The sequence below is a fragment of the Sphingomonas sp. genome (genome assembly GCF_031426035.1).
GTDB lineage: Bacteria > Pseudomonadota > Alphaproteobacteria > Sphingomonadales > Sphingomonadaceae > Sphingomicrobium.
Genome location: NZ_JANPKO010000074.1, coordinates 1 through 23,261 on the forward strand (window position 1 = coordinate 1; position 23,261 = coordinate 23,261).

Below are 23,261 nucleotides of genomic sequence, written 5' to 3' on the forward strand. Positions count from 1 at the left end.
CGTTTATATCGTTCAGACGACGAACCCAACCTCCGTTAGTCCTGAGCGGAGGGCGGGAGCCCGTAGTCGAAGAGCGTTTGCGCACCGCCCTTCGACTGCGCTGCGCTCCGCTCAGGACGAACGGGAAAGTCACAGCTACAAGGGACCGATGACCCCCGCCGTTCCAATCCCGCTGGCGCTCGAGTTGCTCGATTATTTCGGCCTCGGCGTGTTCGCCATCTCGGGAGCGCTGCTCCCCGCCGAGAAGCGCCAAACCTTGGTCACCTTCATCTTTTTCGCGGTGGTCACCGGGGTCGGCGGGGGCACCCTGCGCGACCTGCTGATCGGCGCGCCGGTGTTCTGGGTGCGGACCAACGCGACACTGCTGATCTGCATCGCCGCAGCGCTGCTGGCGTGGGTCGCCAGCCGCCGCCGCCTGGCGGGATCGGCGCTGCTGTGGTTCGACGCCGCCGGGCTCGCCGCTTACGCCACCTACGGCGCGGCCAAGGCGCTGGCGTTCGGGGTGGCGCCGGTCCCGGCGTTCGGGATGGGCGTGCTGACCGCCTGCGCCGGCGGGATCATCCGCGATGTCCTCGCCGGTGAGCCGTCGATCCTGATGCGTCCGGAGCTGTACGTCACCGCCGCCGCGCTCGCCGCGGGGCTGTTCGTCGGGCTCGCGCTGATCGGTGTGCCCGGAGTGATCGCCGGCGCCATCGCGGCGGTCGCCGGCTTCGCTTTGCGCGGACTCGCCATCGCCCGCGGCTGGTCGCTCCCCGCCTATCGCGACTAGGCTTGCCGCACTGCACAATCGCCGTCATGAGCGCGGCGATGGACAGTGATTTCTACCGCATCCGGCGGCTCCCGCCGTACGTCTTCGCCGAGGTCAACGCGATGAAGGCGGCGGCGCGGGCGGCCGGCCAGGACATCGTCGACCTCGGCATGGGCAATCCCGACGGCGCGCCGCCCAAGCACGTCATCGCCAAGCTCGCCGAGGTCGCCGCCAAGCCCAACGCCCACCGCTATTCGGCCAGCCGCGGCATCCCCGGGCTGCGCAAGGCCCAGGCAGCCTATTATCAGCGCCGCTTCAATGTCACGCTCGACCCCGACCGCGAGGTCATCGTCACCTTGGGCAGTAAGGAAGGCCTCGCCAACCTCGCCCAGGCGATCACCGCGCCCGGCGACGTCGTGCTCGCCCCCAACCCGAGCTACCCGATCCACAGCTTCGGCTTCATCATCGCCGGCGCCGCAATCCGCTCGATCCCGGCCGCGCCCGGCGACGATTTCTTCGAGCGGCTGCGGCTCGCCATGCGCTACACCGTGCCGCGGCCCAAGGTGCTCGTGATCGGGTATCCCTCCAACCCGACCGCTTATGTCGCCGATCTGCCGTTCTACGAGCGGCTGGTCGCCTTCGCGCGCGAGCATGAGCTGATCGTCATTTCCGACCTCGCATACGCCGAGATCTACTTTGGCGACGTGCCGACCCCCTCGATCCTCCAGGTCGAGGGCGCCAAAGAGGTCGCGGTCGAGTTCACCTCGATGTCCAAGACTTTTTCGATGGCCGGGTGGCGGATCGGCTTCGCGGTCGGCAACGCCGCGCTGATCGAAGCATTGGCGCGAGTGAAAAGCTACCTCGACTACGGCGCCTTTACGCCGGTTCAAGCGGCGGCCTGCGCCGCGCTCAATGGGCCCCAGGAGATCATCGACTACAATCGCGCCCTCTACAAAAAGCGCCGCGATGTGCTGGTCGAATGCTTCGGCCGCGCCGGCTGGGACATCCCGGTGCCGCAGGCGAGCATGTTCGCCTGGGCCCCGATCCCGGAGGCGTTCGCCAAGCTTGGCAGCATGGAATTCGCCAAGCGGCTGCTGACCGAAGCCCAGGTCGCGGTCGCACCGGGAGTCGGCTTCGGCGAGGAAGGCGAAGGCTTCGTCCGCATCGCCTTGGTCGAGAACGAGCAGCGCCTCCGCCAGGCCGCGCGCGGGGTCAAGAAGATGCTCGCCAGGGGCTGACACCCAAGCGCATGGCTGGCGCGGCGGGAGTTTGCTAGAACGCTCGGCGTGAACGACCTCAGCGCATCCGATTCCTCCGCCCGGCGCGCGCGCCTGATGGCCATCGCGGGGTGGCTGATCATCGCGCTCAGCGCCGGCTCCGCTCTGCTCCCCTTGCTCGACCGCGCGGCCAGCGCGACTTTGGTCGGCTCGCTCCTGCTCGCCGCCGGGATCGTCGAAATTCTTGCCGCAACCCAGCGCAATGAAACCAAGCTGCTGGCGATGCTGGCGGGCGCGGTGACGACCTTTGCCGGGCTGATGTTCCTCGCCAATCCGGTCGCCAAATTCTTCCCCTTGATCACCATCGTCACCGCCTGGCTGCTGGTGCGCAGCGTGATCCTGTTCCTCACCAGCCGCATCGCCCACGGCGCGGTGCGGACGTGGATCGGGCTGTCCGCGGTGACCGACGCGGTGCTTGGCGTGCTGCTCCTCGCCGGGCTGTCGATCGCCACTTTGGTGGTGACGATCTTCGGCCCGACCCCGACGCTGGTCGCTAGTTTTGCCTGGGTATTCGCGCTGAGCTTCGTGGTCACCGGCATGCTGCTGCTCGAGGTCGCCAGCTGCGAGCGCGACAGCGCGGATTGACAGGCCGCTCGTGATCCCGGTCCTCGACGCGCCCGAAACCGCCGTCACCACCGTCGCGCAGGTCATCCAGCTCGCCGTAGCGCCGGTGTTCCTGCTCGCCGGGGTCGGGGCGTTTCTCAATGTCTGCGCGATGCGCCTCGCCCGCATCATCGACCGCGCCCGCGGGATCGAGCCGCGGCTGCTCGGCGCGCGCGGGAGCGAGCATGACCGGCTGCAAGCCGACCTGCACGTCCTCGATCGCCGCATCGTCGTCGTCAATTGGGCAATCTTCGCCTCGGTGCTGTCGGCGCTGCTAATCTGCGCGGTGGTCGTCCTGCTGTTCGCGGCGGGCCTCACCGGGGCCCACTTCGGAACCCCCATCGCGCTGCTTTTCATTGCCTCGATGATCTCGATTGGCGCCGGCTTCTTCATTTTCCTGGTCGAGACGCGGATGGCCTCGCGCTCGGTCAGGATCCGCAACGAATTGCTCGAGCATGAGGTCGAAGAGCGCGACTAGCCCGCCTCGACAATACCCGGTCGCGCCCCTATCCGCTGCGGCCAAACGAACCCCAGGAGTCCCCGCCCCGATGACCCGCGCCAGCCCCGCCGCTTCCTCGACCCTCGACCGCGTGCTGGTGCTCGAGATGGTGCGCGTCACCGAGGCGGCCGCGATCGCCGCCTCCGAGCTGATCGGCCGCGGCGATGAGAAGGCCGCCGACCATGTCGCGGTCGAGGCGATGCGCGCGGCATTGAACCAGCTGCCGATGGACGGCACGGTGGTGATCGGCGAGGGCGAGCGCGACGAGGCGCCGATGCTGTACATCGGGGAAAAGGTCGGCTCGGCGCAGGGTTCGGGGCCCAAGATCGACATCGCGCTCGATCCCTTGGAAGGCACCACGATCACTGCCAACGGCGGTCCCAATGCGCTCGCCGTGCTCGCCATCGCGGAGGAGGGCGGGCTGCTCAACGCGCCCGACACCTACATGCAGAAGCTGGCGATCGGACCGGGCTATCCCGACGGCACCATCGACCTCGCGCGCAGCCCCAGCGACAACATCCGCGCGATCGCCAAGGCCAAGGGCGTCGCGCCCAACGAGATTATCGCCTGCGTGCTCGGCCGGCCGCGCCACGCGGAGATGATCGCCGAATTGCGCAGCCTCGGCTGCGGGATCAAATTGATTCCCGACGGCGATGTCGCCGGGGTCATCGCGGTGACCGACCCGGAGACCGGCATCGACGTCTACATGGGGTCGGGCGGCGCTCCGGAAGGCGTGCTTGCGGCGGCCGCCTTGCGCTGCGCCGGCGGGCAGATCCAAGGCCGCTTGCTGTTCCGCAACGACGACGAGATCGCCCGCGCGCGGCGCTGGGGGATCGACGACCTCGACCGCATTTATTCGCTCGAGGATATGGCCAAGGGCGACTGCATTTTCGCCGCCACCGGGGTCACCGACGGCTCGCTGCTGGCCGGGGTCCACCGCCGCAAGAATTGCCTGACCACCGAGAGCATCGTGATGCGCGCGAGCACCGGCACGGTGCGGCGGATCAGCGCCGAGCACCGCCGCGGGTGCTCATGAGCGACGGCGAAGCGCCCAGCGAGGTGCTGCAAGCGGTCGAGCCCGGGTATCGCCATGTCCTGAGAGCGCGCCTGCTGGTGCTGTGGATCCCGCTGATCATCGCCGGCTTGGTGTTCGACCAATTGCTGCTCGATGGCACGCCAGCGTTCGGCCTGCCGTCGACCGCGCTGCCGTTGTTCGCCTTGATCGCAGTCACCTTCGCGCCAAAGCGCATCTACGACCGCTTGCGCTACGGCCTCGCGGCCGGCCAATTGCGGCTGCTGCGCGGCTGGCTGTTCCACACCGACACCATCGTGCCGCTGGTCCGCGTCCAGCACCTCGACGTCACCCGCGGCCCGCTCGACAAAATGTTCGGCACCGCGAGCCTGATCGTCCACACCGCCGGCACCCACAACAGCATCGTCACCGTCCCCGGCCTCGCCCCCGCTCGCGCCGCTGAGATGCGCGACGTGATCCGCGACCAGGTGCGGACGGATTTCCTGTGATGCCAAGGATTCCGCTTCGATGACCGAAGACCGGGCGGTCGGCGCGCCCGAGCGGCTCCATCCTTTGTTCCTGCTGACCGGCCTCGGCGGGTCGTTGCGCGGGGTGCTCGGCGGCTGGGCGGCGGTCGGCTATCTCGGTGTTTCCGGCCGGCTCAGTTTCGCCTTGCTGTTGGCCGCGGCGATGCTGGTGCTGCTCGCGGCCAGCGTGTTCCTCTACTGGCGGCGCTTCGAGTATCGCGTCGGCGAAGACGAGATCCGCATCGACAGCGGAATCTTCAGCCGCACCCACCGCTCGATCCCGTTCGATCGCGTCCAGGACGTTGACATCACCCAGGGCCCGGTGGCGCGCTTGTTCGGCCTCGCACAGGTCAAGTTCGAGACCGGCTCGGCCTCCGCCCAGAACCCTGACGAGGGCGTGCTCCAGGCGATCACCCTCGCCCGCGCCGAGCAATTGCGGCTGCAGGTCCGCGCCCACCGCAGCGGCGTGACGGCGGCCGTTCCAGCCACCGATGCGCCGGATGCTCCGCCGTTGTTCGCGATGGACGGGAAGCGCGTCCTCCTCGCAGGCGTGTTCAATTTCTCGCTGGCGCTGTTCGCCGGCTTGTTCGGCGCCAGCCAGTCGTTCGGCAACATCATCGGCTTCGACCCGCTCAGCCGCTCCTTCTGGCTGCAACTGGTCAACGCCGGCGACCCCATCGCGCAATATGTTTTGGCCCACCGCATCGCCGCGGTGACCGCCGGGCTGGCGCTGCTAGTGCTCGCCGGCCTCGCCACCGGCCTCGTCCGCACGGTGCTCCGCGAATATGGTTTTCGCGTCGATCGCGCCGCGGCCGGGCTGCGCCGCCGCCGCGGCCTCGTCACCCGCACCGACGTCACGCTGCCCGTCGCCCGCATCCAGGCGGCGATCGTCGCGACCGGCCCGGTGCGCGATACGTTCGGCTGGCGCGAGCTCAAGCTGCAGAGCCTCGCCCAGGACGAAGGCGGCAAGGGCGACCATGTCCTCGCCCCGCTCGCCCGCGACCCCGAGGTTGCGACCCTGCTCGCGGAGCTCGGCTGGTCGCTCCCGACGGATGCCGGCTGGCGGCCGGTGTCCCGCGCGTTCGTGTGGACCCTGGCGCTCGGCCTCGCCCCGCTCGCGCTGATCGCGCTGGGGCAAATGCTGTTCTTCCCCGCGCTCGGCCTTGCCGCGCTGGCGGTTCTCGGCGCCATCCTCGCGATCCGCTGGCTGGCGTGGCGGCGCACCGCCTTCGCGTTTCACGGAGACCTGCTGCTGGTACGCAGCGGCTGGTGGCGCCGGCGCCTGCTGGTCCTGCCGCGCCGCCGCATCCAGAGCATCGACCTGTCGGAAAATTTCATCGGCCGCCGCTTCGGCATCGCCGCGCTGGCCTTCGGGGTCGCCGGCGGCAGCGGGTATTCGGCGCACGCCATTCCCGCGCTGCCGCGTGAAACCGCGCGCGATCTGCGCCAACGCCTGCTAGGCTCGGCGGCGTGAGTTTCGCCCTCGACATCGCCCAGTCGGTCAGCGGCCAGCCGTGGCGCTGGCGCCGCTCGGGCGAGCCCGGGATCACCCCCGACGCGCTGATCGACGAGCTGCTGCTCGCGCGCGGCGTCGAGCGCGGCGATCTCGCCCGCCACCGCCTGCCGACCATCCGCGATTTCCTCCCCGACCCGTCCTGCTTCGCCGACATGGACAAAGGCGCGACACGCCTCGCGGATGCGGTTGTGAGGGGCGAGGCGGTCACCATCTTCGGCGATTACGACGTCGACGGCGCGACCAGCGCGGCGCTGCTCGTGCTGCTCCTGCGCCGCCTCGGCGCCGCGCCGACCGTCTACATCCCCGACCGCCTGATGGAAGGCTACGGCCCGTCGGGCAAAGCCCTTGTCGAGCTGCGCGAGCTCGGCGCCGAGGTCGCGGTGTGCGTCGATTGCGGGGCGCAGGCGTTCGACGCGCTCGATGCCGCCAAGGCCGCAGGGCTCGACGTCATCGTCGTCGACCACCACCAGTGCGCCAGCCTGCTCCCGGTCGCCCACGCGATGATCAACCCCAACCGCCTCGACGAGAGCGCGGAAGGCGCCACCCACGGCCACCTCGCCGCGGTCGGCATGGCGTTCCTGCTCGGCGTCGCGCTGCTGCGCGAGCTGCGCGGGCGCGGGTTCTTCACGCCCGAACGACCCGAGCCCAAAATCCTCGACTTGCTCGATCTGGTCGCGCTCGGCACCGTCGCCGACGTCGCCAAATTAAAATCGCTCAACCGCGCGTTCGTCACCCAGGGCCTCAAGGTGATGGCGGGCCGCGAGAACATCGGGCTCGCCGCGCTGGCCGAGGCGGCGCGGCTGGTCAAACCGCCGTCGTGCCGCGACCTCGGCTTCGCGCTCGGCCCGCGCATCAACGCCGGCGGCCGGGTCGGCAAGTCAGACCTCGGCGTGCGCTTGCTGACCGCCACCGACCCCGAGGAAGCGCGGACCATCGCCGCCGAGCTCGACCGCCTCAACGAGGAACGCCGCGCGATCGAGACGCTGGTCACGGAGCAGGCCACCGCCGCCGGCGAGGCACAGGCCGATGCGCCGGTGATCGTGGTCATGGGCGGCGGCTGGCACCAGGGCGTGATCGGGATCGTCGCCGGTCGCCTCAAGGAGCGCTTCGGCCGCCCCGCGATCGTCATCGCCGAAACCGAGGACGGCACTGGCAAGGGCTCGGGCCGCTCGATCTCGGGGGTCGATCTCGGCGCGGCGGTGCTCGCCGCCAAGGACAATGGCCTGCTCGTCGCCGGCGGCGGCCACGCGATGGCAGCCGGGCTCACGCTCCCCGCCGGCGGGCTCGAGCCATTCCGCGAGTTTCTCCACCAGCGCCTTGCCGCCGATATCGAGGCCGCGCGTGAGGGCCGCGCCTTGCTGCTCGACGCCCTGCTCGCGCCAGGCGGGGTTGCCGCGGCCTTGTGCGACGCGCTCGACACCGCCGGCCCCTATGGCGCGGGCTGGCCCGCCCCGCGCGTCGCCGCCGGCCCGGCGCGGCTGATAAAGACCGCCATCGTCGGCAATGACCATGTCCGCGGAATTGCCTGTGGCGACGACGGCAAAAGCTTCAAATGGATCGCCTTCAGGAGCGCCGCGACGCCGCTGGGCCAAGCCCTGCTCGCCTCACCGCCCGACGCCCGCTGGTGGCTTGCCGGCACCATCAAGCGCGACGAGTATAATGGCGGCAATGCGGCCGAGATGCACCTCGAGGACGCCGCCCCCGCCTGAGCGCTCGCTTGACCCGCCGAGGCGCCTCGCCTAACCGGCAGCGCGCCTTCACGGCCCCTTCGTCTAGCGGTTAGGACGCGGCCCTTTCACGGCTGAAACACGGGTTCGATTCCCGTAGGGGTCACCAGCACAGACGCTGGATTTTCGCGGCGGGCGACTCATAACTCGTTTATTTTCGGGGCTTTAACACGTCTCGTCCGGATTCCCGGCCTGCTTGGCGCATGGCGCCGCACGTTCCGCATCGTGAAGCGTTTGCACCGCGCCCGTAACCCCCCGCGGGTCTGTTCAGGAGTAGAGTTATGCGTACCACTTTGATGATGGCGGCCGCGCTGTCGCTTGGCGCCGCCGCGATGACGGCCCCGGCCTCGGCCCAGAATGCCGGCGGTCTGGTCACCGTTCAGATCACCAACGTCGACGTCCTGCGCAATTCGCTCAACAAGAACGACGTCGATATTCTCAACAATCTGCTCAACAACAACCAGATCGCGGTTCCGGTCAGCGTCCAGGTTCCGGTCGGAATCGCGGCCAATGTCTGCAACACCACCGTCGCCGTGCTCAGCGCGGCCGGCAGCGGCGGCACGTGCGACGCCCAGCAAGCTTCGGGCGCGCTCGGCCAGGCGGTGTCGAAGCAATTGCTGCGCCAGCAGTAAGCTCGTTCTCGACCAAAAGAAGGGCGGCCCATACGCGGGCCGCCCTTTTTTATGCGAGGCGCCACCACCCGACCGCGAGGCTGACCGCGAGCGCCGCCATGCTCGCCGCCAGTGCCAGCGCGGCCGACGTGCCTTTCGACCGCGCATAGGCGATCGTCACCCCGAGCTTGACCGCCATATTGGCGAGGATCGTGCCGCCCAGCGCCAGCGCTGCCAGCCCCGCCGTGATCGCCTCCGGCTTAAGCCCGCCGACCGTGACGATCGCGGCGTCGACATCCATGCTGCCCATGATCAGCACAAGGAGGGCAATGCCCTGCTCGCCGAAGCGCCCCTCGGCCCATCGCGCGGCGACCGCGGCGCCCGCGATGAACAGCAGGAATGTCAGTGCGGGCGCCAGTGCGATCGGGTTGCCGGGCGGCACCGGTGCGTCGGAACGCGGAGCGGTGCGGTACAACCACCAGCCGGCCGCCGCCCCGACCACAAGCGCCGGCGCGATGACCATCGCGAACGGCACCAGCACGCGGTTGGCGAGGATCGCGACCAGCACCAGCACGCGCAAATACATCACCGCCGAGGCGAGCGCGATGCCGGCCGGCTCGGCCCCGCCGCCCTCCCCCGCGCCCAATCGCTGGGCGAGCGACTGGGTCACCGCGGTCGATGAGTAAGCGCCGCCGATCAGCGCCGTGGCGATGGTCCCGTGGCGCGCGCCGAACATACGGTTGGCGACATAACCGACAAACGAGAAGCCGGTGACGAGGATCACCACCCACCACAATTTGGCGGCGTTCCAAGCGTCGTACGGCCCGAACGCGCGGTCGGGCAGGAACGGCAGCACCGCCAGCGCGATCACCGCGTAGCGGGCGAGCGCCTTGACGTCCTTCTCGTCGAGCCGGTCGACGAAATCGTGGAGGTCCTCGCGCAGCGCGAGGATCAGCACGACGATCGCCGCCGCCGCCAGCGCCAGCCCGACCGTCCCGCTGCCGGAAAGAAACGCGATAGCGACCGTCGCCGCGGCGGCTACTGGGCTGGTCGCGTCGCCCTTGGCCTTGAGCTTGGGCGCGTAGGCGATGGCGAGATAGCCGAGCATCGCCGCGACGATCGCCGCCGCCGCCAACGGCTGCTTGCCCCCGATTAACCCGGCGATCCCCGCGCCGAGCCCGAGCAAAGTGAACGTGCGCACACCGGCCACGCGCTTGCCGTCCTGCTGGCGGCGCAGGTTGAAACCGCGCTCGAGCCCAATCAGCGCCCCGGTGGCGAGCCCCGCGCCGACTTGCACCGCCTCCTGCGCCCAAGGTTCGAGCCCGGCGATCACCGCCCCAGCCGCTCCGCATGCCAGGCAAGGTGCCCGGCCATGAAGGTCGAGATGAAGTAATAGCTATGGTCGTAGCCGGGCCGCCGATTGAGGGTCAGCGCAATGCCCGCGTCGGCGCAGGCGCGCTCGAGCAGCTCGGGGCGCAATTCCTGCGTGAGGAACTGGTCAGCCTCGCCGACGTCGACGAGCAATTCATTGACCCGCGCGCCGTCCTCGATCAGCGCCACCGTGTCGTGCCGGCGCCACGCCGCGCGGTCTGCCCCGAGGTAGCCGGCGAGCGCTTTCTCGCCCCACGGAACCTGCCCCGGCGCGACGATCGGCGCGAAGGCGGAAACGCTCCTGAAGCGGTCGGGATTGCGCAGCGCGACGGTCAGGGCGCCGTGGCCGCCCATTGAATGGCCCATGATCCCCTGGCGCCCGAGGTCGGCCGGAAATTCGGCCGCGACCAGCGCGGGCAACTCCTCCGTCACATAGGTCCACATCTTAAAATTGGCCGACCATGGCGGCTCGGTGGCATCGACGTAGAAACCTGCGCCCTGGCCGAAATCCCACGCCTCGACATCGGGCACGCCGTCGCCGCGCGGGCTGGTGTCGGGCGCGACGAACACCAGCCCATGCTCGGCGCACGCCGCGCGATACTCGCCCTTGTCGGTGACATTGGCGTGGGTGCAGGTGAGGCCCGACAGATACCACAAGACCGGCAGCTTGCCGCCCGCTTCCGCCTGCGGAGGTAGGAAGATCGAGAAGGTCATGCCGGTGGCGGTCGCGCTGCTGGCGTGGCGGACGACCAGCTGGCGGCCGCCGAACGCGCGGTTTTCGGAAACAATTTCGATGCTCATGGCGCCAGCAATTGTGGCAGGCGCGCAAAATGTCCAGCCGTCTGCAACGCAGCTAGATCGACAGGCCCGGATCGCCCTCGATCACCTCCTGCTGCAGGCGGGGCCGTTCGCCGGCGCGCCACAGCCTGGCGGTATGCGCGACGCGGTAGCGCAGCGGCCCGCCATCGGGCGCTTCGCTGCGCGTCACCGGCCGCGGGATGCAGACGAACTCGGTGCGCATCGCCTCGCCGTCCAAACGGACTTTGGCAAAACCGTGCGCGCCCATGTCGACGAATTCGAGGTGCGGGGCGAGCGCCGGATTGGACAGCGCCCGCGCCTTTTCGAGGTCGAACGATTTGGCATATTCGATGGCCGATCGGACGCCGTGCCTGAGCAGCATATTATAGCTCCAGTCGGGCCGCGCCGCGCCGGGTCGGTCGGCAAGGTAGAGCGGACGAAGTTTTGCATCGGGCTTCAGCCGGTGCTCGAAGGATTCCATCGCGCCCGGGCTGATCAGCGACGCGCCAACGAAGCTGACGCCGACTGGCTCGAACTTGCCCGGCGGCAGTTGCGCGGCGGCATAGCCGGCCCAGAAGCTGTGGCGGTCGCCGGAGACGATGCCGAAGCCGGTGATCCGCTCGTCGCGGACGAGGTCGTAGATTTCGCCGCGCTCGTGATAGGCGCTGCCGTAATCGTTGCTGCCGAGCATGGCGAAGGTGTTGACCGGCCAGGGCGTGGCGACCATCTCGGCGGGAATATGCTCGGGGTCGACGCGCTGGTCGAGCGCGCCATAGGAATTGGCCCAGATCTTCCACGTCGCGGTCGATGTTTTGAGCCGCTGCGTGAACCACGCCTTCTGCTCGGCGCCGAGAATGGTGCGCGGCGCCAGACCCTTGCGCGGATTGGGGATGGTGGCATCGCGAAAGCTCAGCTCGGCCGGAGGCTTGCCGCGATTGGCGGCGCGGCCGGCGTCGAGCGCGATCATCGCCGGCTCGGAGAACATGCCGTTGAACGATGGATCGTAGATTTTGCCGACGCCTTCGGCATCGGTCGGGTCGGCGCCGCAAAAGCTGTGCTGGTCGGTGATCATCAGATCGAGGTGGCGGCCGTAACGTAAGGCGCGATAGGCGATCAGGCTGCGGATCGCGGTCAGGTTGTTGGGTTCCTGGCCGAGGTCATTGTCATCCCACCGCTCGATCTTGACGTTGTTGACCGGCGGCGGCCCGAACTCGGCCAGCGACCCGCTCGGCGGGCTGACCCGCGCGGGGATAAATTCGAACCAAGCCTGGTTGGCGGCGACCTTAACGGTTTGGCCCGGCTGCGGATCGCCGCCCGCCTGGACGATGCTCTGGCGGCCCTGCCAGGAAAATTCGTGATTGTCCCAGATGCATACGAACGGCCAGCGGGCGCGCGCGTCCTGGAGGTCGGGGTCGGCCAGATAGCCCTGCCAGACCGCGCGATAGCCGCCGACGGTCAGCGGCACATGGAAATCGCGGACCTTCATGCCGTTCTCGATCCGCGCCACTTCGTAGATGGTGCGGTCGTAGCGCGTCTTCACTTCCTCGGGATATTGCACGACCTCGTAGATGAAATCGCCGAGGTGGAGGACGAAGCCGATCTGCTCGGCCGCCGGCGCGCGCTCATCCTCATAGATCATCCGGCGATAGCCGTTGAGCTTGCCTTCGTTGAGGCTCTGGCAGCTAACGAAGGTGAAACTGACCGGGCGCGGGTCGTCGCGGCGCGGCGCCGTAATCGTGCGGCCGATGCGGCTGCCATTCCCGTGCGCGTCGGTGAAACGGTACCAGTAGACCCGCGCGGGACGCAGCCCGCCGACCAGCACCCGGCTGGTCCAGTCGGACGCGTCGGAAACCGGTGCCGGCGCCGCGGCGACCACCCGCCGGAAGGCCGGGTCCTCGGCGACTTCGACGGTGAGCATCCGGCGTCCGCCGCTGTCGAATGGTCGGCGGGTCCACAGGATGACGCTATCCGGCTCGGGGTCCCCCGACGCCACCCCTTCGGGGAACAGGTCGCGGCGCTCGCGCCATTTGGTTTTCGACGCGGCGGCGCGGCCGCCCCATGCCAGAGCCGCGCCCAACGTGGCGGCAGCCTGGACGAATTGTCTGCGATTGAGGGTCATGGCGGCGCACCATTGAGCGCCCGAGCCCGGCGACAACCATTATTCGACGAACGGGCCCGCCGGTTAGGCGTCTTGCGCCACCCGGTGCAGCGCGCATAATTTGTTGCCGTCGGGGTCGCGCAGATAGGCGAGATAAAGCGAGCCGAAGGCATTGCTGCGAATGCCCGGGGGATCCTCGATCGCGGTGCCGCCCGCGGCGACCCCCGCCTCCTGCCAGCGCTGCGCCGCCTCGGGTCCGTCGACATTAAAGCCGATCGTCCCGCCATTGGCGAAGCACGCCGGCTGGCCGTCGATCGGCCGCGACACCATGAACGCGGCGCCGTTGTGAACATAGGACAGCCGTCCCTTGTCATCGATCCGCCCCGGCTTGGCGCCGAGCGCCGCGAACAGGCTGTCGTAGAATCGCTTCGAGCGATCGATGTCGTTCGATCCAACCATGATGTGACTGAACATTTTTTGTCCTTTTTCTACAGTTCGACCGCTTGTGTCGCGGTCGCCGTGTCGCCGGTGTTGGGGGTGTCGTTGGGGTCGATCAGCAGCAATTTGACCTCGCCGCGGCGCGCCGCCGGGCGGTGCTCGGTGCCGGCGGGGACGATCAGCAATTCGCCCGGCTTCAGCGTCACCGTGCGATCGCGGAAGTCCATGTCGAACTCGCCCTCGAGGATGAGGAACAATTCATCGGTCTCGTCATGCTTGTGCCACACCCATTCGCCCAGCGTCTTGACCAGCCGGACCTCATTGTCGTTGTAGCGCGCGACGATCTTGGGCGACCAATGCTCGGCGAATTGGGCGAGCTTTTCAGCCAGGTTGATCTTGGTCGGGGGGCGTTGGTTGGCCATGTCCTGTGCTCCGTTTCATGCTCGTGGCTCCCCAGCCAAATTCAGTAAACGACGACCGCGCGGATGCTTTCACCGGCGTGCATCAGGTCGAACCCTTGGTTGATGTCCTCGAGCTTGAGAATGTGCGTGATCATCGGGTCGATGGCGATCTTGCCGTCCATGTACATGTCGACGATCCCCGGCACGTCGGTGCGGCCCTTGGCGCCGCCGAACGCGGTGCCGCGCCAGTTGCGCCCGGTGACCAGCTGGAACGGCCGCGTGGCGATTTCCTTGCCTGCCTCGGCGACCCCGATGATGACGCTGGTGCCCCACCCGCGGTGGCAGCATTCCAACGCCTGGCGCATGACGTCGGTATTGCCGGTGCAGTCGAAGCTGTAGTCGGCCCCACCGTCGAGCATCTCGACCAGTTTGGCGACGACGTCGGGGGTGTCCTTGGGATTGACGAAATCGGTCATCCCGAACTGGCGGCCCCAGTCTTCCTTGGACGGATTGATGTCGACCCCGACGATGCGGTTGGCCCCGGCCAGCCGCGCGCCCTGGATCACGTTGAGCCCGATTCCGCCCAGCCCGAACACCACGACATTGTCGCCCGGCTGGACTTTGGCGGTATTGGTCACCGCGCCGACCCCGGTGGTCACCCCGCAGCCGATGTAGCAGGCCTTGTCGAACGGCGCGTCGGCGCGGATTTTCGCGACCGCGATCTCGGGCAGCACGGTGAAGTTGGAGAAGGTCGAGCAGCCCATGTAGTGGAAGATGGGCTTGCCCTGATGGCTGAAGCGGCTGGTGCCGTCGGGCATCACGCCCTTGCCCTGGGTGGCGCGGATCGCGGTGCACAAATTGGTCTTGCCGGAAAGGCAGCTTTTACATTTGCGGCATTCGGGCGTGTAGAGCGGGATGACGTGATCGCCGGGGGCAACCGAGGTCACCCCAGCTCCGACCTCGCGCACCACCCCGGCGCCTTCATGGCCGAGGATCGAGGGGAACAGGCCTTCCGAATCGAGACCGTCGAGCGTGTAGGCGTCGGTGTGGCAGATGCCGGTGGCCATGATCTCGACCAGCACTTCGCCGTCCTTGGGCCCGTCGAGGTCGCCCTCGACGATCTCGAGCGGCTGCTTGGCTTCGAACGCGACGGCGGCGCGGGTCTTCATGAGTCGGGGTCTCCTGTTTTCCTCCCCACGATTTCGTGGGGAGGGGGACCGCCGTAGGCGGTGGAGGGGTTCTCGGGCAGCGAGAAGACCCCTCCACCAGCTCCGCTGGTCCCCCTCCCCGAGAATCTCGGGGAGGATTTCACCTGCCTTGCCACCGCCAAGGCCATCGGCCAATGCTGAAATGACGAGGGGATGCATGGCGAACGACTGGCTGCAGGGACGGCACGCATTGATCACCGGCGGGGGCACGGGGATCGGCGCCGCAGCGGCGACTCACCTCCACGCGGCGGGGGCGAAAATCTCGCTGCTCGGGCGACGCCGCGAGCCGCTCGAGCGCATTGCCGCAATCGTGTCCGGCGCGGCAATCCCGTGCGACGTCACCGACCGCGCCGCGATCGACGCCGCGTTCGCTGAGGCGCGCGCCGCCAACGGGCCAATTTCGATGCTGATCGTCAACGCCGGGATCGGCGACAGCGCGCCGTTCGCACGCACTTCGCGCGAGACGTGGGACCGGATCATCGCTACCAATTTGACCTCGGCGTTCGACTGCGCGGCCGCCGCCCTGCCCGACCTCACTGCGGGCGAGGATAGCCGGATCGTGTTCGTCGCCTCGGTCGCGGGCCTGCGCGGCGCCGCGTATGCCGCCCCTTATGTCGCCTCGAAGCATGGCATGATCGGCCTGATGCGCAGCCTCGCGCTCGAATATGCCAGGAGTTCGATGACGGTGAACGCGGTGTGCCCCGGCTTCGTCGATACCCAGATGACGATCGACACCAGCGAGCGGATCGCCGCCACCACCGGGCGCAGCGTCGACCAGGCGCGCGACGCGGTGGCGGGGATGAACGCGAGCGGGCGGCTGGTCCACCCCGACGCCATCGCGACCATGATTTTGACCCTGTGCCTGCCGCAGAGCCGCGACACCAACGGCGCCGCGATCACCATCGACGGCGGCACCAGCGCATGACCATCGACCCCGCCGAATTCGCGCCGGCGCATTTCCGCTGGGGGTTTGCCGACGGGGTGGCGACGATCACCCTCGACCGCCCCGAGCGCAAGAACCCGCTGACCTTCGACAGCTACGCCGAACTGCGCGACACCTTTCGGGCATTGACCGCCGCGCCCAGGGTCAAGGCGGTGGTAGTGGCCGGCGCGGGAGGCAATTTCTGCTCGGGCGGCGATGTCCACGAGATCATCGGGCCGCTGACGAAAATGGACTCCGATGGCCTGCTCGAGTTCACGCGGATGACCGGCGATCTGGTGAAAGCGATGCGCGGGTGCCCGCAGCCGATCGTCGCCGCAGTCGATGGAGTGTGCGCGGGCGCCGGGGCGATCATCGCTATGGCCAGCGACCTGCGGCTCGCCGCGCCCGACGCCAAGACCGCCTTCCTGTTTGCCCGCGTCGGCCTGAGCGGGGCGGACATGGGGGCGTGCGCGATCTTGCCGCGGATCATCGGGCACGGGCGCGCCGCCGAATTGCTGTTCACCGGGCGCAGTTTCGGCGCCGAGGAGGGGTTGGCGTGGGGCTTCTTCAGCCGCGTCGAGGACGATGTGCATCGTGCGGCGCACGCGCTTGCCGCGAGCCTCGCCGCGGGGCCGACGCTAGCGCACGCGATGACCAAGCGCCAGCTCGACGCCGAGTGGCATGTCAGCATCGACACCGCGATCGATTTGGAGGCCGAGGCGCAGGCGAAGTGCATGGAGACGCGAGATTTCCACCGCGCCTACGAGGCGTTCGCGGCCAAGCGACGGCCGGAGTTCCAGGGTGATTGAGTGGCCGTTTTTCGAGCAGCGGCACCGCGCGCTGGCGGCTGAGCTGGAAGCGTGGTGCGGGGCCAATCTGGGCGATACGCATGGCGACGATGTCGATGCCGAGTGCCGCGCGTTGGTGCGCAAGCTGGGGTCGGCCGGTTTCCTCGGCCTCGCCACCGAGCGCGATGTGCGCAGCCTCGCCATCGCCCGCGCCACGCTCGCACGCCATTCGGGCCTCGCCGATTTCGCCTTTGCGATGCAGGGGCTGGGCTCGGGCGCGATCGGGATCGCGGGCAGCGACGCCCAGAAAGCCGAGTGGCTGCCCAATGTCGCGGCGGGCGAATCGATCGCGGCGTTCGCGCTGACCGAGCCCGAGTGCGGGTCCGACGCGGCCAGCATCGCGATGACCGCGCGCGCGGACGGCGACGGCTGGGTGCTCGACGGCGAGAAAACCTACATTTCGAACGGCACCATCGCCAATGTGCTGACCGTGTTCGCGCGCAGCGGCGTGGGCGACGGGGCGAAGGGCATATCGGCGTTCATCGTGCGCGGCGACGATCCGGGCATGACCGTCGCCGAGCGCATCGCGGTGATCGCGCCGCACCCGCTGGCGCGGCTCAGTTTCGATGGCGTGCGCGGGGAATTGATCGGGGCGCCGGGCGACGGGTTCAAAATCGCGATGCAGACGCTGACCTTGTTCCGCGTCACGGTCGGCGCGGCGGCGCTCGGGTTCGCGCGACGCGCGCTCAACGAGGCGATTGCGTTCGCCTCCACCCGCAAGCTTGGCAGCGGCACGCTAGCCGACAATGCGGTGACCCAGGCCAAGCTGGCCGACATGGCGACCAGCATCGACGCCTCGGCGTTGCTCATCGCGCGCGCCGCGTGGCAGCAGGACACGGGCGCGGGCGACAACCGCCGCGCGGCCGCGATGGCCAAGCTTCACGCTACCGAATCGGCGCAGCAAGTGATCGACGCGGCGGTGCAGATGCACGGCGGGCTCGGCGTCACCGTCGGCGCCAAGGTCGAGGAATTGTACCGCGAGATCCGCGCCTTGCGGATTTACGAAGGCGCGTCCGAAGTGCAGCGCCAGATCATTGCCCGCGACCTGCTCAAGGAGGCCCGCGCATGAAGGTTTTGCAACCGCCGGGATGGCCGCGGCCGAAAGGCTATTCGAACGGGATTTCGGCGCGCGGGCGGATGATTTTCACCGCCGGCGTGGTCGGCTGGGACGAGCGCGAGAGTTTTCCGGAGCATACCATTCACGGCCAGTTCGCGCAGGTGCTGCGCAACATCGTCGCGATCCTCGCCGAAGACGGCGCGGGCCCCGAGCATATCGTGCGGATGACCTGCTACGTCGTCGACCGCGCCGAATATATGCGCTCGCTGGACGAAATCGGGACGGCGTGGAAGGCGATCATCGGCCCGCATTATCCGGCGATGGCGTTGGTCGAAGTGGCCGGCCTGGTGGAGAGCGCGGCGCGCGTGGAAATCGAGGCGACCGCGGTGGTGCCCGACTGATGCGCGACCGCTTCGTCGAGGAGCGCTTGCCGGGGCCGGAAGAGCTGCCGGAATTCCGCCTGCTCGATTATCCCGAGCGGCTCAACGCGGCGGCGGAGCTGCTCGAGGGCGGGGCGCGCGATGCGTTGGCGGTGGTCAATGCGCTGGGGCGGTGGACGTACGGCGACCTCGACGATTTCTCGGGCCGCATCGCGCGGGTGCTGGTCGATCAGGAGGGGCTGGCCCCCGGCAACCGCGTGCTGCTGCGCGGGCCCAACGGTTATACAATGTTCGCGGCGTGGCTCGGCGTGCTCAAGGCCGGGGGCGTGGTGGTGGCGACGATGCCTTTGTTGCGGCCGGGCGAGATCGCGACGGTGATCGACCGCGCCGAAATCAGCCACGCAATCGTCGACAGCCGGTTCATCGGCGATTTCCGCGAGGCAATGGAGCAGACGCGGTTCGTCAAGCACCTCGTCAAATATGACGGCGACCACGGCAAGGGCGAGCTCGAGACACGCTGCGCCGGGCTCGAACCGCTGCCCCCCGTGGACAGCGCGCAGGACGACCCGGCGCTGATCGCGTTCACCAGCGGTACCACCGGCGTGCCCAAGGGCTGCGTGCACTTCCACCGCGATATCCTCAGCCCGTGCGACACCTTTGCGAAAGCGCATTTCGCGATGCGTCCGGGCGATGTCGTGATGACCTCGGCGCCGATCGCCTTCACCTTCGGGCTCGGCGCGACCTTGCTGTTTCCGCTGCGCTTCGGCGCGGCCGCGGCGACGATCGAGCAGCCCAACCCCCCAGCGATGCTCGAGGCGATCGCCGCGTTCGGCGTGACCCACCTCGCCACCGCGCCGACCGCCTACAAGGCGATGCTCGGGCAGCCCGGCCTCGACGCCGCGCTCAAGTCATTGCGCACCGGCCTGTCGGCGGGCGAGCATTTGCCCAAGTCGGTATGGGAGGCGTGGCACGCGCGCACCGGCATCGCCATCGTCGACGGCATCGGCGCGACCGAGATGATGCATATTTTTATTAGTGCGAGCGGAGATGCGATCCGGCCTGGCTCGACCGGCACGGCGGTGCCGGGATACGAAGCGGTGGTTCTCGACGCGACGGGGACGCCGCTCGCGGAAGGCGAAGGGCGGCTGGCGATCAAGGGCCCGACCGGGTGCCGCTACCTCGATGACCCTCGCCAGACCGACTATGTGCAAGGCGGCTGGAACGTCACCGGCGACACTTACGCGAAAGACGCCGACGGCTATTACTGGTACCTCGCGCGCAGCGACGACATGATCGTCAGTTCGGGCTACAACATCGGCGCGCCCGAAGTCGAGAACGCCCTGTTGGCCCACCCCGCAGTCGCGGAATGCGCGGCGATCGGCGTCCCCTGCCCCGAGCGCGGGCAGAAGGTGAAGGCGTTCGTCGTGCTGGCGCCGGATCACGCGCCCAACGATGCACTGATGTCCGAACTCAAGAATTTCGTGAAGGCAAACATTGCGCCATATAAGTATCCGCGCGAAATTGAGTTTGCGGAGGAGCTGCCAAAAACCGCGACGGGCAAACTTAGGCGGAGTGAGTTGCGTTTGCAGTCGTCACCCCGGCCTTGATCCGGGGCCTGCCTACTGCATGATTTACGTTTAGAAGGCGGATCCCGGATCAAGTCCGGGATGACGGCTTACTCAAACTCCACGATGACCTGATCGACTGCGAGGCTCTCCCCCGCCTTGACCGGGGTCGCCTTGACCTTGGCCGCCTTGGTCGCACGGAGGATGTTTTCCATCTTCATCGCCTCGACCACCGCGACCGGGTGGCCCGCCTCGACCTTCTGGCCGACTTTGACGTCCAATCGCGTCAGCAGGCCCGGCATCGGCGCCAGCAGCAGCCGCGACAGGTCCGGCGGGACCTTTTCGAGCATGTGCCGCATCAGCTCGGCGACGTGCGGCGCCAGCACCTGGACGCGGTGCGTCGCGCCGTGGGCGGTGAGCTTCCAGCCGCGGCCATTGCGGGCGACGCGGACGGTGCGCGAGCGCCCGTCGACGGTCACGGAAAGTAGCCGCTGCCCCGGCGCCCAGCCGCCGACGATGTCGATTAGCTCGCCCCCGCCTGCCCCGGACTCCGATCCGGGGTCGAGCACCGCCAGCGTGCCGCCATCATACGGCTTGATGCGAACGCGGTGGGTTTCGCCGGCGAGTGTCACCACCCGCTCGGACGGCAGCATGATCTGCGGGCCGAGCTGGCCGTCGATCGACGCCGCGCGGGCATCGCCGATGGCGCTGAGCATGCCCGCGATCGCGGCAAGATCGGCGACCAGTTGCGCGTCGGGGGGGGCGCCGTGGAAGCCGTCGGGATATTCGTCGGCGATGAAGCCGGTGGTGAGTTGGCCCGAGCGGAAGCGCGGGTGCTGCATCAGCGCCGACAGAAAGTCGACATTGTGGCCGATGCCGTCGATCTCGAACGCGTCGAGCGCGGCGATCTGCGCGTCGATCGCGGCGTCGCGGGTGGGGGCGTGGGTGATCAGTTTGGCGATCATCGGGTCGTAGAACATGCTGACCTCGCCGCCTTCGGCCACGCCGTCGTCGACGCGGATTCGAACAGAACCCCCCTTCTCCGTTCGTCCTGAGCTCAAACTCTCGGATGTCCCCCGGACATCCGTTCGTCCTGAGCTTGTCGAAGGACTGCTTTTCCTCTTGCCTTTCGAGATCGAGGACAGCCCTTCGACAGGCTCAGGGCGAACGGTGTTTTTGGGCGGCTGGTACCTTATGAGCCGCCCGGTGCTCGGCAAAAACCCGCGGTAGGGGTCCTCCGCGTAGACGCGGGTTTCGACCGCCCAGCCGTCGAGCTTCACATCCTTTTGCGTGAACGGGAGCTTCTCCCCCGCCGCGACGCGGATCATCAGCTCGACGAGGTCGAGCCCGGTGACCTCCTCGGTGACCGGATGCTCGACCTGGAGGCGGGTGTTCATCTCGAGGAAGTAGAAGCTTTTTCCGGTTGGATCGGCGCCCGACACGATCAGCTCGACCGTGCCGGCCGAATAATAGCCGACCGCCTTGGCCAGCGCGACCGCTTGCTCGCCCATCGCCTTGCGCATTGCCGGAGTGACGAACGGCGAGGGCGCTTCCTCGACCACTTTCTGGTGGCGGCGCTGGATCGAGCATTCGCGCTCGCCCAGATAGAGCACGTTGCCGTGCTGGTCGCCGATCAACTGGATCTCGATGTGGCGCGGCTGATCAATGAATTTCTCGATGAACACGCGGTCGTCGCCGAAGCTGGCGAGGCCTTCGCGCTTGGTCGCTTCGAACCCGTCGCGGACGTCCTGCTCGCTGTGCGCCAGCCGCATCCCCTTGCCGCCGCCGCCGGCCGACGCCTTCATCATCACCGGGTAACCGATGTCCGCCGCGATCTTGACCGCCTCCTCGGTGGTCGCGATGTCGCCGAGGTAACCGGGGACGATGTTGACACCGGCGTTCTGCGCCAGCTTCTTCGACTCGATCTTGTCGCCCATTGCCGCGATGGCGTTGGGCGGCGGGCCGATGAACGCGATTTTCTCCTTGGCCAGCGCTTTTGCAAAGCTCTCGCGCTCGGAGAGAAAACCGTAGCCCGGGTGCACCGCCTCCGCGCCGGTCGCCTTGCACGCCGCGATGATAAGCTCGGCCTTGAGGTAGGATTCGGACGCGGGCGCGGGGCCGAGCCGCACCGCCTCGTCGGCCATCAAGACATGCGGCGCACGCGCGTCGGCGTCGGAATACACCGCGACCGTCGCGATTCCCATCCGCCGCGCGGTGCGGATCACCCGGCACGCAATCTCGCCGCGATTGGCGATGAGGATTTTCGAGAACATTATCGGCCCTCGCGCGTGCTTAGCGGGATGGCGGAAAGACTGTTATTCATCGATCCTGACATGCCCTCCCCTCGCCCCTCCCGCAAGCGGGAGGGGGATTGCGCGGTGCTCAGCCGACTGCCTTGACGAACACGTAGAGAAACGCGCCGAGGCCCATGCCGAGCACCGCGGGGGTGGCGCGCTGCATCCACAGCACCTGGCGCGGCAGCGGCTCGCCTTTGGTGCGGGCGTGGACGATCTGGTCGGCGGCGCTGAACGCCATCACCCCGGCGACGCCGAGCAGCACCAGGACAAGGATCAAGGTCGAGCGCTTGATGTCGGCGGCGGCGGACAGCTGCGACAGCGACAGCACGCCACCCAGCGCAAGCAGCGACATCGAGGTGAGATGCTTGAACCAGTCGTACAGCATCGCCTCGCGGTCGGGGCCGGGCGGTCCGCTGTCGTCCATCATGCGCTCCTCATTCGGCGGCTTCGTCGAGCGGCGGACGGTTGTGGCCGAGCAGGCGCAGGACTTCGTCGGCGGCATCGGCGAGGTTGGTGCCGGGGCCGAAGATCGCCTGCACGCCCGCCGCGCGGAGCATGGCGTAATCCTGCGGCGGGATGACGCCGCCGGCGACGACCTTGATGTCGGCGCGGCCGATGTCCTTGAGCGCTTCGATCAGCTCGGGGATCAGCGTCTTGTGCCCGGCCGCGAGGGATGAGGCGCCGACCACGTCGACGTCTTTCTCCGCCGCCAGTTCGGCCGCCTCGCGCGGGGTCTGGAACAGGGATCCGGCGATGACTTCGAAGCCCAAATCGCCGAAAGCCGACGAGACCAAATTAGCGCCGCGGTCGTGGCCAACCTGGCCCATCTTGGCGACGAGAATGCGGGGCTTGCGGCCGAGCCGGGCGGCGACCGCCTGGGTGCCCGCCTCGGCGCCCTTCCAGCGAGCATCAGCGCGCTTGCCGTAGATGCCGCGCACCGGCTCCGGGCTGGTGGCGTAGCGCCCGAATGCCCGCTCCAGCGCGTCGGAGATTTCGCCCAGCGAGCACCGCGCCCGCGCCGCATCGACGGCCAACCCCAGCAGGTTTCCGTCGCCTCGTGCGGCATCCTCCAGCGCATCGAGAGCCGCCCTCACCTTGGCTTCGTCGCGCTCGCTGCGCATCTTTTCGAGCCGCGCGATCTGGCCGCTGCGCACCCTCGCGTTGTCGACCTCGAGGAAGGGATGCTCCTCCTCCTCGGCAAGGCGGTAGCGGTTGACGCCGACGATGGTGGTGGCGCCGGTGTCGACACGCGCCTGGCGCTCGGCGGCGGCTTCCTCGATGCGGTGCTTGGGCAGGCCCTCGGCGACCGCCTTGGTCATCCCGCCGTGCGCCTCGACCTCCTCGATCAGCGCCCACGC

Annotated in this window: 23 protein-coding genes and 1 tRNA gene; 15 read left to right on the top strand and 9 right to left on the bottom strand. The window is 68.4% G+C overall.

Translation table 11 applies throughout. The annotated features are described in order from the left end of the window. Positions 1–148 precede the first annotated feature (148 nt). From RMP08_RS04495 to RMP08_RS04540, 10 genes are all read left to right on the top strand, one after another. Positions 149–769: a trimeric intracellular cation channel family protein gene (locus RMP08_RS04495; protein ID WP_310467793.1), complete on the top strand. Its 621-nt coding sequence runs from the start codon at positions 149–151 to the stop codon at positions 767–769. Between the two features lie 38 nt (positions 770–807). Continuing rightward, positions 808–1,986 (top strand): LL-diaminopimelate aminotransferase, encoded by a 1,179-nt coding sequence (locus tag RMP08_RS04500; protein WP_310467815.1) that lies wholly within the window; start codon positions 808–810, stop codon positions 1,984–1,986. Positions 1,987–2,034: 48 nt separating this feature from the next. Then, complete coding sequence (locus RMP08_RS04505) at positions 2,035–2,610, top strand: DUF308 domain-containing protein (protein WP_310467794.1); 576 nt, start codon at positions 2,035–2,037, stop codon at positions 2,608–2,610. Between the two features lie 10 nt (positions 2,611–2,620). Continuing rightward, positions 2,621–3,106 (top strand): DUF2721 domain-containing protein, encoded by a 486-nt coding sequence (locus tag RMP08_RS04510; RefSeq protein ID WP_310467795.1) that lies wholly within the window; start codon positions 2,621–2,623, stop codon positions 3,104–3,106. Positions 3,107–3,176: 70 nt separating this feature from the next. Further along, positions 3,177–4,163: a class II fructose-bisphosphatase gene (gene glpX / locus RMP08_RS04515; protein ID WP_310467796.1), complete on the top strand. Its 987-nt coding sequence runs from the start codon at positions 3,177–3,179 to the stop codon at positions 4,161–4,163. After that, positions 4,160–4,648: a PH domain-containing protein gene (locus tag RMP08_RS04520; protein WP_310467797.1), complete on the top strand. Its 489-nt coding sequence runs from the start codon at positions 4,160–4,162 to the stop codon at positions 4,646–4,648. Before glpX ends, RMP08_RS04520 begins: the two co-directional genes overlap by 4 nt. Positions 4,649–4,667: 19 nt before the next feature. Beyond that, positions 4,668–6,140: a PH domain-containing protein gene (locus tag RMP08_RS04525; protein WP_310467798.1), complete on the top strand. Its 1,473-nt coding sequence runs from the start codon at positions 4,668–4,670 to the stop codon at positions 6,138–6,140. After that, positions 6,137–7,891 carry a single-stranded-DNA-specific exonuclease RecJ gene (gene recJ, locus RMP08_RS04530; RefSeq protein WP_310467799.1) on the top strand — a complete coding sequence of 585 codons (1,755 nt, stop codon included), beginning with the start codon at positions 6,137–6,139 and terminating at the stop codon, positions 7,889–7,891. Before RMP08_RS04525 ends, recJ begins: the two co-directional genes overlap by 4 nt. 52 nt (positions 7,892–7,943) lie before the next feature. After that, a tRNA-Glu gene (locus tag RMP08_RS04535) sits at positions 7,944–8,018 on the top strand. Positions 8,019–8,190: 172 nt separating this feature from the next. Then, positions 8,191–8,541, top strand: a complete 351-nt coding sequence (locus RMP08_RS04540) for a hypothetical protein (protein ID WP_310467800.1) — start codon at positions 8,191–8,193, stop codon at positions 8,539–8,541. Positions 8,542–8,590: 49 nt separating this feature from the next. On the opposite strand, the gene RMP08_RS04545 is transcribed toward RMP08_RS04540, so the two are convergent. The 6 genes from RMP08_RS04545 to RMP08_RS04570 form a co-directional block, all read right to left on the bottom strand. Further along, positions 8,591–9,853 (bottom strand): DUF4010 domain-containing protein, encoded by a 1,263-nt coding sequence (locus RMP08_RS04545; RefSeq protein WP_310467801.1) that lies wholly within the window; start codon positions 9,851–9,853, stop codon positions 8,591–8,593. Beyond that, positions 9,850–10,692 carry an S-formylglutathione hydrolase gene (fghA, locus tag RMP08_RS04550; RefSeq protein ID WP_310467802.1) on the bottom strand — a complete coding sequence of 281 codons (843 nt, stop codon included), beginning with the start codon at positions 10,690–10,692 and terminating at the stop codon, positions 9,850–9,852. Before fghA ends, RMP08_RS04545 begins: the two co-directional genes overlap by 4 nt. A 52-nt stretch (positions 10,693–10,744) precedes the next feature. Next, positions 10,745–12,808, bottom strand: coding sequence for an alkaline phosphatase D family protein (locus RMP08_RS04555; protein ID WP_310467803.1), 2,064 nt, complete (start codon positions 12,806–12,808; stop codon positions 10,745–10,747). 63 nt (positions 12,809–12,871) lie between these two features. Continuing rightward, the gene (locus tag RMP08_RS04560) at positions 12,872–13,261 is read right to left on the bottom strand and encodes a VOC family protein (RefSeq protein WP_310467804.1); all 390 of its coding nucleotides are present in this window, start codon (positions 13,259–13,261) and stop codon (positions 12,872–12,874) included. A 14-nt stretch (positions 13,262–13,275) separates the two neighbouring features. After that, a complete protein-coding gene (locus RMP08_RS04565; protein ID WP_310467805.1) occupies positions 13,276–13,647 on the bottom strand; it encodes a cupin domain-containing protein in 372 nt (123 codons plus the stop codon). 41 nt (positions 13,648–13,688) lie between these two features. Beyond that, positions 13,689–14,795 (bottom strand): S-(hydroxymethyl)glutathione dehydrogenase/class III alcohol dehydrogenase, encoded by a 1,107-nt coding sequence (locus tag RMP08_RS04570; RefSeq protein WP_310467806.1) that lies wholly within the window; start codon positions 14,793–14,795, stop codon positions 13,689–13,691. Between the two features lie 196 nt (positions 14,796–14,991). On the opposite strand from RMP08_RS04570, the gene RMP08_RS04575 reads away from it, so the two are divergent. The 5 genes from RMP08_RS04575 to RMP08_RS04595 are packed head-to-tail and all read left to right on the top strand — an operon-like array spanning position 14,992 to position 19,648. Then, positions 14,992–15,759: an SDR family oxidoreductase gene (locus RMP08_RS04575; RefSeq protein ID WP_310467807.1), complete on the top strand. Its 768-nt coding sequence runs from the start codon at positions 14,992–14,994 to the stop codon at positions 15,757–15,759. Further along, on the top strand, positions 15,756–16,565 hold the full coding sequence (locus RMP08_RS04580) for an enoyl-CoA hydratase family protein (RefSeq protein WP_310467808.1): 810 nt from the start codon (positions 15,756–15,758) through the stop codon (positions 16,563–16,565). The genes RMP08_RS04575 and RMP08_RS04580 overlap by 4 nt, the downstream gene beginning before the upstream one ends. After that, a complete protein-coding gene (locus RMP08_RS04585) occupies positions 16,558–17,673 on the top strand; it encodes an acyl-CoA dehydrogenase family protein (RefSeq protein WP_310467809.1) in 1,116 nt (371 codons plus the stop codon). Before RMP08_RS04580 ends, RMP08_RS04585 begins: the two co-directional genes overlap by 8 nt. After that, the gene (locus tag RMP08_RS04590; RefSeq protein ID WP_310467810.1) at positions 17,670–18,062 is read left to right on the top strand and encodes a RidA family protein; all 393 of its coding nucleotides are present in this window, start codon (positions 17,670–17,672) and stop codon (positions 18,060–18,062) included. The genes RMP08_RS04585 and RMP08_RS04590 overlap by 4 nt, the downstream gene beginning before the upstream one ends. Continuing rightward, positions 18,062–19,648 (top strand): AMP-binding protein, encoded by a 1,587-nt coding sequence (locus RMP08_RS04595; protein WP_310467811.1) that lies wholly within the window; start codon positions 18,062–18,064, stop codon positions 19,646–19,648. The genes RMP08_RS04590 and RMP08_RS04595 overlap by 1 nt, the downstream gene beginning before the upstream one ends. A gap of 68 nt (positions 19,649–19,716) precedes the next feature. Here RMP08_RS04595 and RMP08_RS04600 read toward each other — a convergent pair whose 3' ends face one another. From RMP08_RS04600 to RMP08_RS04610, 3 genes are all read right to left on the bottom strand, one after another. Next, positions 19,717–21,879, bottom strand: a complete 2,163-nt coding sequence (locus RMP08_RS04600; RefSeq protein ID WP_310467812.1) for an acetyl/propionyl/methylcrotonyl-CoA carboxylase subunit alpha — start codon at positions 21,877–21,879, stop codon at positions 19,717–19,719. Positions 21,880–21,988: 109 nt separating this feature from the next. After that, entirely contained in the window at positions 21,989–22,327 is a 339-nt protein-coding gene (locus RMP08_RS04605) for a hypothetical protein (RefSeq protein WP_310467813.1), read from the bottom strand. A 10-nt stretch (positions 22,328–22,337) separates the two neighbouring features. Then, positions 22,338–23,261 (bottom strand): methylmalonyl-CoA mutase family protein (locus RMP08_RS04610; protein ID WP_310467814.1); only part of this gene is annotated, 924 nt, incomplete at its 5' end.